Raw genomic sequence first — 12,818 nt, 5'->3', positions numbered from 1 at the left:
TGTAAGAAATTATCGGAAATAGAGCCATGTCACGTGTATCACTTAGAAGTAGAATTGAGAAAAAGATAGGTCGATCTAAACGGCAGGTTTTTTTACGCTCTGATTTTGGAAAATTAAGTGATTATGATCAAGTTGGCAGGGCATTAAAAGAATTATCCAGAGAAGGAAAGTTGCTCAAAATAGGTTATGGTTTGTATGCAAAAGCCAGAATAAATAGAATTACTGGCAAACCCATGCTTGCTGCTGAGGGCGGTTTTACAGCTATCTCTAAAGAAGCATTAACAAGACTTGGTGTAAAATGGCAATATTCCGATGCAACGAAATCTTATTTGACGAACTCTACACAAATACCCGCAAATGCTGAGGTTGTTGTAAAAAGCAGGTTTAACCGTAAAATTGGCACAGATAAATTTACCCTAAAGGTTGTTTGCTCTTAATGGAAGAAATAGACCCTACGATTTTTGCAGATGTTGCCGATGCTCTTGGTATAGAAGAACCAGTTCTCGTAGAAAAAGACTACTATGCTATTCAATTACTAAAGTTGCTTTATTCAATCAATGACCCTGAATATTCAATCGTTTTTGCAGGAGGGACTTGCTTATCCAAGGCTCACATAGACACATTTCGTATGTCTGAAGATGTGGATATCAAATTAATACCATCCTCGGATGTTCAAAAGGAAACGAGAAGTCAGCAACGGAAATTACGTGGTTATTTTCATCAAAAACTTTATGCATTGTTAGATGCACAGACAATACTTGAGTTGAGTGAGGACAGAAAGCGTGATGAGGGCAAATATTTACAATGTTATATAAAATATCCTCGTTTTCACCCTACCATAAGTGCTATTCGTCCTGAGATCCAGTTGGAAATAACGGAATCACCCCTTCTGGATGCAACTATTACAGCACCCATTTCTTCAATGTATTCACAAACACTCAGATTACCTCCAGAAATTCCTCAATGTCATTACAGCCAGTGAAAAACTGGTGGCTTTACTCAGAAGAACCGCGGCTTATGAAAGAAGTCCTTCAAGAAAGGAAGATGAAACATTGGTTCGACATATTTACGATCTCCATCTCATAAATCAATCTAATGCAGATAAGGACAAAATAAGTAAATTAGTCAAGGAAGTCATTGAAATAGATATTAAAGAGTTTGGTAACCAGCACCCTCAATTTAGAGATGATCCTTATAAAGAGCTCTTATATGGTTTTGAACGAATTCAAGAACAGCAGAAGTTCAAAGTGAGATATCAAAATTTTATTGGTCCTTTAGTATACAATAAAAATCCAGCCAGCTGGGGAGAATCCATGAAATCACTCAATGAGATTGTTACGAGTTTGATAAAAGTATAGATATGCCCTAAATAATGTCCCACTAGTACCATCGCAAATTTTGAATGTGGTACGCTGATAGCTCAGTAAAATCAAGTTGTCCCCTTAGTTCCACTTGTACCACTCAAAATCATTAAGATATTTATATTGTCAAAAAAATTATTTCAATAAAAAGACACAACGCAGCACGAAGTAGTGCATTGTGATGAATGATTTGTCAGATTAAGCCGAAACTATTTCAATTAAAGATACCTCAACTAAAAAATTATTATGGAGTATGTTTTGCCTTTTGTTCTAAGGTATTGGACAACTCCTGTATAGAACTTTTAATTTGCTCTAAGTTAGGTCCGCCTTTTTCCCAGGGTGAAATAAGATAAACCGAAAGTCCTTTATCTTCCGCTGACCAATCTTTAGCATATTCCTTAAATCCAGCTTTTTTTAATTCTTCACCTAATTTTCCAGCTTTATTATTCACAACAATAGCCAGGCCTCCTTGTTTAGGATTATCTAAATCATGAATACCTAACTCACCTATATCATCAAACTGACCTATATAAGCCTCAGATCTTATTGGGCTGAAAACATAAATATTCCTTTTTGCTATTGCGTCAGGCAATGTTTTTGCAATAGCAATAAGAGCTGAAAACTGTTTGTTTATATCTTGTTGCATAAAGCGAAAACTTTCGATCTGCACATCCTCTTTTACTTCTTTTTTTGATTCCTCTCGCAATCTTTCTTTCTCTGCTCTTTCAGCCAATATTTGCGTTGGAAGTTTTCTTCTTATGCCTTTATCCTTACTGAATGACATGATGATGCTCCTCATTTATGCTAATTTATCTAATTATAGCAAATTATAAATGCATTGTGTAGGAATAGAAGCCAATGATGTTAGGTGACAAAAGGCATGCAGGGACTAGTTGATATGAGGATTTACCAAATATCCCTAAAGGAGTTTATTGGACATATGAGGTATGCGCGACTATTTTTGGTTGTTTTTTATTCAAAACGTTATAATTATATTATTGTCAATAACAAACAGGAGCTGAACTATGTACATTAAACGAGAAGAAAGAAAAACTAAAGAAGCAAGCTCATCACCAGCCAATAAATTTTTTGAAGTTGATTTTATTAAAAATACGGTGAATTCAAAGTCAGGATACATGTCATCAGCTCAACTATTCGAGAAATTACAAAGCAGATCCGGGTAAATTATTAGCAGATGTTAGCAAATCATTTGATAGTAAAGACGATCTAGTTTTAAGAGCGAATTTTTTATTTGAAGCGGTACTCCTTGGAGATTTCTATACACTTAGTGTGTATAGAGATAGTTGTGATGTTAAAGCAGATTTTAGCCGCTCTAGGTTGATAATCTATTTGAAAAAGTATCAAATAATATCAGATGAAGAAACTTTAAATGAATTAAAAAAAATCATCAATGAGGTTAGGAACATACGGATCAAAAAAACTGTAAGTACTGATCCCAATAATCCGGCTCGCTATATATTGTCTATCCAATGCTCAGGTAAAAAAAATATGAATTTAAACTTGAAAATATAAGTCTATTGGGGAAAATGATCGAGCAATAGTGACACCACAAATAGATGATCCTTATAGCGAAGACGAAGATACTATAAATCTGAAACTTAGAGAAACCTGGTTAAAACAATATAATCACAGCGGATTTGAAACGATTTTTAACGGCCATTTTTCTATCTCTTCTGATTATTCCCCACCATTTTATAAAGAACATAGTGATAAAGATAAAAAGCTTCTTTCTGTATACGGTAATCTCGAAATAGCCCGTTATTTGCTTTCTCAAGAAAATATGAGTGACTGGGATTATGATAAAGCAAAAGAATTTTTTGCTAAAGCAGTTTTTGCATTTAATAAATTTTATTTTTCAGGTGGTAATATGAGTATGCATTTAGCATATATTCTAACTCCAATGTTGGCAACGATGAATTTATTGACCAACAAAGAAAAAAATATGAATATTGTTGAATGCATTAAAATTTTAGAGGCAGCGAGTATCTTCCGTGATGTTTTCCTCGACAAAATGAAAGAAGTTTATGGAAATGAATTCAGCCAAGTTAGCTCTGAATTTATAGCCGAATCAGCCAAATTGGATCAATTATGCCAAGAGATTATGAATCAGATCAGAAATTCTCAATCAACACAATGGGCGGATTTGTTTTTCAATGCAAAAAATATATCGCTGGAAATTAAATGCAAACTTTTGGATGGATTGAAGCTCACAAATGAAGAAAAAAAGAAGGTACTTCAAAATTTAGCGATGCAAGCTGATACATTATGGTACCAAGCAGATATCAAAGAACAACATTTAATGATCGCAAAAATTTATCAGCCTTTAATCGAACTATTGGACACTAAAGAACTGGAGTTTTTGCTTCAATCGCCTGGAGCTTCAGTCGAAATCAAAACAATGATTTGCCGAAATTTAATTCAGAGAACTAACATGAGTAATGTCAAGGCAGTAGATCATTTAATACAACTGATAAATGATTTTCGTGTTACTCTTAAAGATATGAATTTAGATAAAAATGTTTAAAAGATAAAGATGAGCCCTACGAGAGTTTAGCTAAGTTATTAGAGATACAGATGAATTTTGCGACAGAATTCGATGAGCCTGTTTTAACTGATGAGTATCTAGATAGTTTAATTGAGAAATGGCGTCAATTTCCGAACGAGAAGAAACAAGAACAGTCTATTGAGAAAAAAGAGCAAAGACCTGGTCTGTTTTCACAATCAGAATCTCAGAGAATGCAGCTACGACAAATCCAAAAAGAGAAAGCAATTAAATATTATTTGGAAACCGTACCAAATGATTTACAGAGATTATCTACACAGGTAGAACAGATCAAAACCTACTTTCAAAATTAAAAGAAACAATGGCTCACATAATAGATAAAGAAGAATTTCATGCAACCTATTTTCCAGAGAATATGGATAAAGACCAATTAGAATCACTATTAATTGCAAATGTTAATTCATGTGGTGTCATGATGAACAAATTACACGATATGTTAAAACAAATTAATGATACTGTTGAGAAGCTGAAAGAAAAAAATCATCCACAAACGGAGGAGCAATATGATCCTTTAAAGGCGGATGTGCAGCAAAAAATTGCCGCAGCAAAAGCAAGTACGTCTTATAATCTTGATGTTCAAATGATAAGAGTTGAAAAACTGCTTGCTGAGGCAAATGATAAATTTAGCCAATTATCAACCCAGTTGAATGTGAAAAATAGATCACTCAAAGACATCTACAATGATTCTTTAAAACCAGCAGAACAAGCTTACGTTGAAATGGAAAAATTTGCTGCGGAATACTTAAAATTAGCGGTGCAATTAGATAATATTATGGAAGATAGTATAAAAAGAGAAAATAATCAGGAATGGTTTTATAATGCGCCTAGAAATTTATAATGCCCTTGGATCAATTTTATGGTGGGTAATCGTGATGCTAATAAAACTCGATTTTCTACTGAATTACCCTTAGACCTATCAGACCGTCAGCCAAAAAGAGTTACAGGAAACATTAGAAACCTTTGTGCAACCAGCAATAGTAAAAAGTACTATGTTTGCTGAACAGCCTAAGGACAATAACTCAGTACAAGATTATGCTTCACAGCCTCAATCTAAAAGTGTAAGTTAGCAGCATTGACGCAAGGAAGCGAAATCAAAAGATCCCGTGTAAGGCCATTTTGTTACATCAAGCCATAAAACAATATTACAAACATCGCTTTTACTGCATCTTATTAAAACACAAAAAATTACACGCTTTAATACTAAGCTCATAAATAAATTGTATAGCACATATACAAATGTTTAATTTTGCTTTTATTACCTCGCAAGTTAACATATATAACGAGCTTAAATTGATCATTGAGCCTAAGCAAAGACCGTAGTATTGAAGATATTCTGCTTGAAAGAGGACATCAAGTTATTGAAGGTAAGACAGAATTTATTGAGTATAGCCATACCGCGGGTCTAACCTTTCTTAAGAAAGAAAATCTCAAACCAACCGAGCTAAACAGTTTGTAAGAAATCAACTGGAATTTATTTGTATTGGAAATGAACAGTGGCTTTCAAAGGGATCAATTGAAACATTGTTCTTCTTTTAATGTTGAAAATAAAAATACTAAAGTAGGAACTTCTTTATAAGATGTTTGTTACTCTATTATTCCTTTATTTGGATTGTTGTATTATGAGCAAATATAGAACAAAATTTAAAACAATAAACACCCACATCGTTACTCCTCTAGATGCAATAATTAATGAATCAGGACAAACGGAACAATTGGAGCTGGAACAACCAGAACCTGCACAATTAGAACAATCCGACCATATAGAACAATTAGCACAATTAAGCAACAACCAGCACAGTATTTTTTATAGATTGAATCATGATGAAAAACTAAATAATGCGGTACTTATCGCTATGCTGTCAGGCATGCTCATCTTTACAGTATCGTTTTGTTCTCAAGATAATAATCACGCTATAACCGGGTTAGCTATTGCATTAGCCGCTTTCTTTTTAAGGGTTATAATTGAGCTCATAGGAGAAGCCATGGAAAATAATAATGGCCGCTATGCTTATCAATCGCACTATAGGAATGGAAGATAACTAAAGCAGCAAAGCCTGGTTAATTGCAACTTTGTCAAAAGGCACGCTTTATTGATAGATCTCCAATGTATCAAAAAACGCTCGTTTTTAAGAGTAAAGTATTTTATTAAAAAACACATAATTTGAAATGTAAGACAATGTCTTATATACTTATATGTAAGATAAATTCTTACATTGTAGAGGTAGCTATGGCCCGCACTATGACTGTTGATTTGGGTAATGAACTTCGTCATTACGTGGAATCACTCGTAGATTCAGGAGATTATAGAAGTAATAGCGAGGTATTAAGAGAATCATTGCGTTTACTTCGTGAAAAGCAAGCTGAATCAAAACTTGAGCAACTGCGTCATCTTATAGATGAAGGAGAGGCTAGTGGTGATCCTCTAACATGGGATGCACATGATTTTCTTAAGCGAATGAAGAAAAAATCCCATGCCAGATAAAACATATCGTCTTTATCCAAAAGCAATAGAGGATCTTGAGTCCATCTATTCATATAGCACACATGAGTTTGGCATCAAAAGAACAGAGGATTATATTTTGGCAATTGACTCAAGCTTTCAGCGCCTCGCAGATGATCCCTTAATTGCTCGAAAGTGTGATTATATTCGACCAGATTTACGCGCATTTAATATTGGTTCTCATATTATTTTTTTCAAAACTACAGATTATGGCATCGCTGTTATTCGGGTATTGCATCAATCTATGGATTTTAATAGACACCTATAAAACGAACAATAATTACCCAAATAAATCTCATTTATCTCAAACATTCTGCTTTTTTCATATTACTGTAACGGTGAATAAAGGGTTGTTTCTATTTAAAATGCCTACTTTGAGATAGATAAGGTACCGGCCTGTTGTAAAAGATGATCTAATTTAATCCACAAAATACAATATAATTGATAATAAAGTTATTAAATCGTTTTATATAGATATTAACGACAGGAGATGTATCGTTGAATTTGTCCGTAATTAACCTCGATTTTGAGAGACAAAGAGTTGAATGATCATAAACTGTGTCTGTTGATATAGATTTTACCCCAAGTTAATCCTAATACAGCAGCAGTAAACGACCCAATCAAAACACCCAGTTTAGCCGCATTCAGCAATTTCTCATCATCAAAAGCCAACATTGCAATGAAAATAGACATAGTAAACCCGATACCCGCGAGAAGACCTACCAACGCGATGCCCTTCCAAGTCACATCAGGCGGCAATTTACACCATCTCATCCGCACGGAAGCCCAGCCCATACCCACAATCCCAAGAGGCTTTCCGATCACCAAGGCTATAGCAACACCAATGATAATTCTTAGCTCATTATTACTAGAGAAAGCACCACTACTCATGCTTACACCAGCATTTGCCAACGCAAATAACGGCATTACTCCGTAAGCAACCCACGGATGCAAAGCTCTTTGCACTCGAACAACCGGGGGTAATAATTCCCTCTGCGCTAGCTGAAGCTTTCGAAGCGACCGCGTCATCTTATGTTTGTCTTCCGTTTTTATATCTTGACCAGTAAGTTCGTTAGCAATGCGTGACAATATCTCTAAAGGACGCTCAGACATACGTACCGACACTGTAGGTGTCATCAGGCCAAGCACAACTCCTGCCAAAGTGGGATGAGCGCCAGTCATCAACATTCCAATCCAGATAATAGCTCCCGGAATAATATAACCAAATGCTGAACCTATGCCGATGCGTTGAAAGCCCAGCACCAATAGGATACCCAAACCGGCAATCAGAAAGCCTACATAATTAAGACCTCCCGAATAGAACAGTGCAATAATAAGCACAGCAACAATGTCGTCAATGATAGCCAGGGTCAGTAAGAAGATTCGAATATTTCCAGGGATAGAGCGACCTAGCAATGCAAGCACACCGACTGCAAATGCAATATCAGTTGCTGTCGGTACCGCCCACCCATTTTGCAGAATCGGTTGAGAATTGAATCCAAGAAAAATTAATGCAGGTACAACAACACCACCCAATGCAGCAATCATTGGAAGCATCGCCTGCCTGATATTACTTAATGCTCCTTCATGGATTTCACGACGAATTTCCATCCCAACAACGAGAAAGAAAAAAGTCATCAGAGCATCGTTGATCCAAAAATGTAGAGGCCAGGAAAACTCAAATGTTCCTAACCCGATGGAAAAGGGTGCGTGCCACACATTTTTATAGCTCGCCGCCCAAGGAGAATTAGCCCATATCAATGCGATAGCTGCTGCGATAAGAAGGACAATACCACTTAACAGCTTCGATATGTAGAAAGCGCTCAATTGAAGCAAAAGCTCGCTCTGCTAAAATTTGAGCGCGAGGCAAATCATGCCGTACCGGAGGGCTGTGCTTAGTCATAAACTCTCACAATCCTTGATAAATTGAAGTCTTGGCAAAACATTTAATTCATTAAAAACATATTGATAAAGTGCGAAATAAAATCTTTCACATGCATGTTATCAAACATTATATAATCGTCATAATGTTCACTTAAATACAAGATGTTAATGCAAGGACGTACTCTCGATAATGAGTTTATAAAGTCTTAATCAAAATTAACGAACTTTGATTCTATTTAGAGTTTGCAAACTACAATAAAGATAAAATGAGAAGTTCCCGAACAATACTTAATACGTCTACAAACCCATCGTTTTTGTGAACTCATATTATTTCGTTTCGAGAGACGATTTCATTAGGTTAAATGAATTCAAAGAACTGTTTAATTAATTTTGATTTAAATAATTACCATAAGGGCGCAAAATGGTATTTTTCGTATACTCTCTAAGACTAAACGCTTTTGCACCATCTAAATTTTGAAAAGGAATGTATTCATGGAGTTAAAAAACAAAACAGGAAATAGGCAAACCATATTAGGAGCGAATGGACAAATTGCGGAAGAGTTAGCAAAAGAACTGCGTAAAAATTATACGCCAGATATAAGATTAGTAAGCCGAAATCCCAAAAAGTCAATGTAACAGACCAACTTTTTCCAGCAAATTTATTGGATACTCAAGCTACAGACAAAGCAGTAGCAGGAAGTGAAATTGCCTATTTAACTGTTGGATTGCCCATGAATTCGCAAGTGTGGGAAGAACAATTTCCTACCATAATGAAGAATATCCTTAAAGCCTGTACTAAGCATAATTGCAAGTTAGTATTTTTCGACAATACATATATGTACGCAAAAACTAGCGAACCACAAACAGAAGAAAGTCCTTTTGTTCCAGCTGGGCGGAAATCAATTGTAAGAGCACAAATAGTTGAAATGTTATTGAAAGAAATAGATAACAAAAACATTGATGCAGTTATTTGCAGAGCCCCTGAATTCTATGGGCCTGGGAAAAAACAAAGTTTAACGAATACTTTAATTTTTGACAAAATTAAACAACATAAAAAACTAAAAGTCCCTTTAAGAGACAATACATTAAGAACCTTAATTTGGACACCAGACGCAAGTCGAGCAATGGCGTTAATTGGAAATACACCTGATACGTATAACCAAACTTGGCATTTGCCTTGTGATGACAGTAGACTAACCTACAAAGAATTAATAAATATTGCTTCAGAAATCTACGGACAAAAATTTGACTACACAGTTCTAAAAATGTGGATGTTTAGACTCGGCAGTTTTTTTAACAAACAACTGAAAGAATTACAGGAGATACTGCCTCGATATAAATGTGACAACATTTTTATTTCCAATAAGTTCAAAAAAAGATTCCCTGAGTTTGACATCACAACTTATCAAGAGGGTATTACGATGATTAAAAGTGAGCAAAAATGATTAAAATTCTGGTAATAGTTACGAGTGTTGCAAAGTATGAAAGTGGCAACCTAGAAACTGGATTATGGTTAAGTGAGCTGACACATATTTATGATAGTGCCAAAAAACGAAGTTATGAAATAACTATTGCAAGCCCCAAAGGGGGAATACACTCATTGATCCTGAAAGTTTAAAGCTAATGATATTAGATAAAATCTCCAGAAAATATTGGAAAGATGCTTCTTTTAGAGAGTTATTAAAAGATACGAAAGCACTTGAAGATGTTTCTGAACAACAGTTTGACTGCGTTTATTTAGCAGGCGGACATGGCGCAATGTGTGATTTTCCAAACGATATCCGAATACAGTACATAATTAAAAAACAATATGAAAGCGATAAAATGGTAGCTGCAATTTGTCACGGAGTTTGCGGGTTATTAAATGTAAAATTATCAAATGGTGAATACTTAATCCAAGGAAAGATCATCACAGGATTTAATTGGTTTGAAGAATGTCTAGCAAGAAGGAAAAAGGAAACTCCTTTTAATCTTGAAAATGAACTTAAAAAGAGGAGCGAATGGGTGGAGCTTTTGTTCTGGATATATGGGTTTATCCGTTTTAATCCGAATGAAAAGATTGCTCGATAAGAATCATATTCAGTAGGAATGGAAATACCTGCGATCAGTTATTATCTTCCCACCAAGTGCCATTGGAGAGACTTAATTGTTTAATATACTCTTCTACTGATTTACATAATTTAGGTTTTATGCTCATTAATATTTTTGTATTGAAGTGCTTATATTTTTTATCGACATCATAAAAACCTTAATTTCATATAAAAATACACTGATCTATTCCTAGATATTTGCCCCAGATATTTTATAGTTCAAATAAAATTGGATTAATAACCTTGGTTAATTATTTAATTTTGCTAATGGTTTATTATGCTATTCTCTGAGAGTTATAGAGTTATTGTTCTTTATCAGAATTTAAAATCTGAAAAAAGTAGCTTTTGAAGTGTCTACATTGCGCCTGAAACTACTGTTATTAAAAATAATGTTGATTAATAAAACTATATTTTATTAATCACTAATATGCTATATTTTGATTAATAAAGCGTGAGGTTATTAATCATGAAATGGAATTGGCAGCTTGAGAATTGGCCTAATTTTACTTGGGATTCAGATAAATTAGTTGTCTATGAACAGTCTTTTACTGAGAGAGCGGGTATTATTATTGGGTCTTCGCAACACATATCTCAAGAAGGTAAGCAAAATTTATTTATCGATTTAATGTGTACTGATGCTTTGGATAGTTCTGAAATTGAAGGGGAGCATTTAAACAGGGATAGTGTTCAATCTTCTATAAAAAAAGAGTTGGGCTTGTCTACAGAAGCTCCTAGAGCTAGTTTGGCAGAGCGTGGGATCGCCAAAATGATGGTTAATTTATATCAAACAATTTCTAGTCCACTAACACATCAGGTTTTATTTGAATGGCATCAATTTTTAATGGGTAATAGCCATCATTTCGAACATATTGGTCAATATCGTAATCATGAAGAAGCAATGCAAATTGTTTCTGGGCCTGATTATGATCGAAAAATCCATTTTGAAGCGCCTCCTTCAAAATGTGTTCCTGCCGAAATGGATCAATTTATTAATTGGTTTGAACGGAGTTCTCTCACTGGTTCAGCTCCTTTACCCACATTAACCCGAGCAGGAATAGCTCATTTGTGGTTTGAGAGTATCCATCCTTTTGAAGATGGGAATGGAAGAATAGGGCGAGCTATAGCAGAAAAAGCTTTATCGCAAGGATTTTCAAAACCAGTAATGACGGTATTGGCAAAAATATTATTAAAAAAGAGAAAGGAATATTATCAGCAATTAGGTTTAGCAAGTAAAACTTTAGACCTAACGTCTTGGCTTTTATGGTTTGCTAATATCGCCCTAGAAGCGCAACAAAGCACTTATTTGTATATTGATTTTATTATTAAGAAATCTGTTATTTTAAGGGAAGCGGAAGGGAAAATTAATCCAAGGCAAGAAAAGGCTTTATTAAGATTATTTCATGCTGGGCCTGATGGATTTGTAGGTGGTTTAAGTGCTAAAAATTATATGAGTATTACTGGTGCGACGATCGCTACAACAACCAGAGATCTGAATGACTTGGTTAAAAAAAATATTATCAAACGAACTGGCGAACTTAAAGCGACTCGTTATTTTTTAAATCTCGATAAGGCTTAAATGGAGTTTGTTGAATTGGGTACGCAGTGAGTTCCAAAATGGAACTTACTGAAACTTATAATTTGCCAGACACTGTAAAGTCTTTGGACTGCATTTATATCTGTTCTTTATTTACAGTTTGTATCGTAATGACTTCAGCAGACTTAATCACTCCCATACCCTTCAAAACATAATCGGTAACAAACTGCATTGGTTTTCTTAACCGCTCAACATCAACAATAATGTATCCCGCAGTCACATCATTACTCATCTTATGGTTCATTAAACGCTTTAGCGCATAAGCAGGGATATCCAGACTTTCTGCAATGGTGATAAATGTTCGTCTCAAATCATGTACTGTGAAATGACCATTATTATCTTCATACTGCCCAGCAGCAAAATTGAATAGGCAAGGAGTATTCTCATGGCCAAATTGGTATAGGCTTCACCTGGCCTAGTTTTTCGTGATATTTGGCAATGCGATCTCGGTTAATAGATAACATCGGTTTGCTTTTCCAGCTGGTGAAGGCTTTATCTAATATATGTTTGTAAACTAATGTTGCATTTCTATATACATATGACTTTTAGTCTTCCTACTCTTTCCGAGAAGAGTTATTTTTTAAGCACAAAGTTTAACCAAGCATCGAGACAAAATAAAAAGTAAAAATAGTGCGAGTCAAGACTGTTTTTTTATTTTTTATTTGTATAACATATCCATGTCTAAATTCTTTTTCTATCTCTTATCTGTGGATATCTTTTTTACCAAATAATATATGACTAATCAGCAATATATTAAGAACCCTTACCATATCTGATTTATATCATTTTTAAATCTCCGCAATTT

The 12,818-nt window shown here is 34.7% G+C and carries 16 protein-coding genes and 3 pseudogenes; 14 read left to right on the top strand and 5 right to left on the bottom strand.

Translation table 11 applies throughout. The features are described from left to right. Positions 1-26: 26 nt before the first annotated feature. From A8O27_RS00985 to A8O27_RS00975, 3 genes are read left to right on the top strand one after another with little or no spacing between them, the layout of a single operon-like run. The gene (locus tag A8O27_RS00985) at positions 27-437 is read left to right on the top strand and encodes a DUF6088 family protein (RefSeq protein ID WP_058460466.1); all 411 of its coding nucleotides are present in this window, start codon (positions 27-29) and stop codon (positions 435-437) included. Beyond that, on the top strand, positions 437-982 hold the full coding sequence (locus tag A8O27_RS00980) for a nucleotidyl transferase AbiEii/AbiGii toxin family protein (RefSeq protein ID WP_058460467.1): 546 nt from the start codon (positions 437-439) through the stop codon (positions 980-982). Before A8O27_RS00985 ends, A8O27_RS00980 begins: the two co-directional genes overlap by 1 nt. Positions 983-989: 7 nt before the next feature. Then, positions 990-1,358 carry a nucleotidyl transferase AbiEii/AbiGii toxin family protein gene (locus A8O27_RS00975; RefSeq protein WP_058460468.1) on the top strand — a complete coding sequence of 123 codons (369 nt, stop codon included), beginning with the start codon at positions 990-992 and terminating at the stop codon, positions 1,356-1,358. Between the two features lie 247 nt (positions 1,359-1,605). On the opposite strand, the gene A8O27_RS00970 is transcribed toward A8O27_RS00975, so the two are convergent. Continuing rightward, the gene (locus A8O27_RS00970) at positions 1,606-2,145 is read right to left on the bottom strand and encodes a hypothetical protein (protein WP_058460469.1); all 540 of its coding nucleotides are present in this window, start codon (positions 2,143-2,145) and stop codon (positions 1,606-1,608) included. 241 nt (positions 2,146-2,386) lie between these two features. On the opposite strand from A8O27_RS00970, the gene A8O27_RS18665 reads away from it, so the two are divergent. From A8O27_RS18665 to A8O27_RS00940, 7 genes are all read left to right on the top strand, one after another. Continuing rightward, complete coding sequence (locus A8O27_RS18665) at positions 2,387-2,545, top strand: hypothetical protein (RefSeq protein WP_154669227.1); 159 nt, start codon at positions 2,387-2,389, stop codon at positions 2,543-2,545. 377 nt (positions 2,546-2,922) lie between these two features. After that, positions 2,923-3,906 carry a hypothetical protein gene (locus A8O27_RS00965; protein ID WP_058460470.1) on the top strand — a complete coding sequence of 328 codons (984 nt, stop codon included), beginning with the start codon at positions 2,923-2,925 and terminating at the stop codon, positions 3,904-3,906. A gap of 50 nt (positions 3,907-3,956) precedes the next feature. Continuing rightward, complete coding sequence (locus tag A8O27_RS00960) at positions 3,957-4,238, top strand: hypothetical protein (RefSeq protein WP_058460471.1); 282 nt, start codon at positions 3,957-3,959, stop codon at positions 4,236-4,238. Positions 4,239-4,300: 62 nt separating this feature from the next. Beyond that, positions 4,301-4,783 (top strand): hypothetical protein, encoded by a 483-nt coding sequence (locus A8O27_RS00955; RefSeq protein ID WP_131744456.1) that lies wholly within the window; start codon positions 4,301-4,303, stop codon positions 4,781-4,783. Positions 4,784-5,564: 781 nt separating this feature from the next. Continuing rightward, positions 5,565-5,984 (top strand): hypothetical protein, encoded by a 420-nt coding sequence (locus A8O27_RS00950; RefSeq protein WP_058460473.1) that lies wholly within the window; start codon positions 5,565-5,567, stop codon positions 5,982-5,984. Positions 5,985-6,184: 200 nt separating this feature from the next. After that, positions 6,185-6,427 carry a type II toxin-antitoxin system ParD family antitoxin gene (locus tag A8O27_RS00945; RefSeq protein WP_259293075.1) on the top strand — a complete coding sequence of 81 codons (243 nt, stop codon included), beginning with the start codon at positions 6,185-6,187 and terminating at the stop codon, positions 6,425-6,427. After that, the gene (locus tag A8O27_RS00940; protein ID WP_058460475.1) at positions 6,417-6,713 is read left to right on the top strand and encodes a type II toxin-antitoxin system RelE/ParE family toxin; all 297 of its coding nucleotides are present in this window, start codon (positions 6,417-6,419) and stop codon (positions 6,711-6,713) included. The genes A8O27_RS00945 and A8O27_RS00940 overlap by 11 nt, the downstream gene beginning before the upstream one ends. Positions 6,714-6,994: 281 nt before the next feature. On the opposite strand, the gene nhaA is transcribed toward A8O27_RS00940, so the two are convergent. Beyond that, positions 6,995-8,206: a Na+/H+ antiporter NhaA gene (nhaA, locus tag A8O27_RS00935; protein WP_235810556.1), complete on the bottom strand. Its 1,212-nt coding sequence runs from the start codon at positions 8,204-8,206 to the stop codon at positions 6,995-6,997. Beyond that, entirely contained in the window at positions 8,193-8,348 is a 156-nt protein-coding gene (locus A8O27_RS19260; RefSeq protein WP_235810557.1) for a hypothetical protein, read from the bottom strand. Before A8O27_RS19260 ends, nhaA begins: the two co-directional genes overlap by 14 nt. Before the next feature lie 473 nt (positions 8,349-8,821). Between A8O27_RS19260 and A8O27_RS19120 the strand changes: the two genes are divergently transcribed. The 3 genes and pseudogenes from A8O27_RS19120 to A8O27_RS19255 all read left to right on the top strand — a co-directional run. Beyond that, positions 8,822-8,965 carry a hypothetical protein gene (locus A8O27_RS19120; RefSeq protein WP_202972301.1) on the top strand — a complete coding sequence of 48 codons (144 nt, stop codon included), beginning with the start codon at positions 8,822-8,824 and terminating at the stop codon, positions 8,963-8,965. Beyond that, entirely contained in the window at positions 8,932-9,774 is an 843-nt protein-coding gene (locus tag A8O27_RS00930; RefSeq protein WP_328585585.1) for an NAD-dependent epimerase/dehydratase family protein, read from the top strand. Before A8O27_RS19120 ends, A8O27_RS00930 begins: the two co-directional genes overlap by 34 nt. A gap of 178 nt (positions 9,775-9,952) precedes the next feature. Then, a pseudogene (locus A8O27_RS19255) lies at positions 9,953-10,204 on the top strand (DJ-1/PfpI family protein); the annotation flags it as partial. Between the two features lie 98 nt (positions 10,205-10,302). On the opposite strand, the pseudogene A8O27_RS19250 reads toward A8O27_RS19255, so the two are convergent. Continuing rightward, positions 10,303-10,437 (bottom strand): annotated as a pseudogene (locus tag A8O27_RS19250) (flagellar biosynthesis protein FlgJ); the annotation flags it as partial. A gap of 448 nt (positions 10,438-10,885) precedes the next feature. On the opposite strand from A8O27_RS19250, the gene A8O27_RS00920 reads away from it, so the two are divergent. Continuing rightward, the gene (locus A8O27_RS00920) at positions 10,886-11,995 is read left to right on the top strand and encodes a Fic family protein (RefSeq protein WP_058460477.1); all 1,110 of its coding nucleotides are present in this window, start codon (positions 10,886-10,888) and stop codon (positions 11,993-11,995) included. A 94-nt stretch (positions 11,996-12,089) separates the two neighbouring features. On the opposite strand, the pseudogene A8O27_RS19245 reads toward A8O27_RS00920, so the two are convergent. Then, positions 12,090-12,525: pseudogene (locus A8O27_RS19245) on the bottom strand (hypothetical protein); the annotation flags it as partial. Between the last annotated feature and the right edge of the window lie 293 nt (positions 12,526-12,818).

It is taken from the genome of Legionella bozemanae (genome assembly GCF_001648595.1).
In the GTDB taxonomy this organism is placed as follows: Bacteria; Pseudomonadota; Gammaproteobacteria; order Legionellales; family Legionellaceae; genus Legionella; species Legionella bozemanae.
Note: the sequence above shows the minus strand (reverse complement) of the source record. Positions and strands in the feature narration are given on the sequence as shown.

What these genes read in the sequence shown, in the direction of transcription:
- A8O27_RS00985 (WP_058460466.1), top strand. Translation starts at nt 27, where the DNA reads ATGTCACGTGTATCACTTAGAAGTAGAATTGAGAAAAAGATAGGTCGA.
- A8O27_RS00980 (WP_058460467.1), top strand. Translation starts at nt 437, where the DNA reads ATGGAAGAAATAGACCCTACGATTTTTGCAGATGTTGCCGATGCTCTT.
- A8O27_RS00970 (WP_058460469.1), bottom strand. Translation starts at nt 2,145, where the DNA reads ATGTCATTCAGTAAGGATAAAGGCATAAGAAGAAAACTTCCAACGCAA.
- A8O27_RS18665 (WP_154669227.1), top strand. Translation starts at nt 2,387, where the DNA reads ATGTACATTAAACGAGAAGAAAGAAAAACTAAAGAAGCAAGCTCATCA.
- A8O27_RS00960 (WP_058460471.1), top strand. Translation starts at nt 3,957, where the DNA reads ATGAATTTTGCGACAGAATTCGATGAGCCTGTTTTAACTGATGAGTAT.
- A8O27_RS00955 (WP_131744456.1), top strand. Translation starts at nt 4,301, where the DNA reads ATGGATAAAGACCAATTAGAATCACTATTAATTGCAAATGTTAATTCA.
- A8O27_RS00950 (WP_058460473.1), top strand. Translation starts at nt 5,565, where the DNA reads ATGAGCAAATATAGAACAAAATTTAAAACAATAAACACCCACATCGTT.
- A8O27_RS00945 (WP_259293075.1), top strand. Translation starts at nt 6,185, where the DNA reads ATGACTGTTGATTTGGGTAATGAACTTCGTCATTACGTGGAATCACTC.
- A8O27_RS00940 (WP_058460475.1), top strand. Translation starts at nt 6,417, where the DNA reads ATGCCAGATAAAACATATCGTCTTTATCCAAAAGCAATAGAGGATCTT.
- A8O27_RS19260 (WP_235810557.1), bottom strand. Translation starts at nt 8,348, where the DNA reads ATGACTAAGCACAGCCCTCCGGTACGGCATGATTTGCCTCGCGCTCAA.
- A8O27_RS19120 (WP_202972301.1), top strand. Translation starts at nt 8,822, where the DNA reads ATGGAGTTAAAAAACAAAACAGGAAATAGGCAAACCATATTAGGAGCG.
- A8O27_RS00920 (WP_058460477.1), top strand. Translation starts at nt 10,886, where the DNA reads ATGAAATGGAATTGGCAGCTTGAGAATTGGCCTAATTTTACTTGGGAT.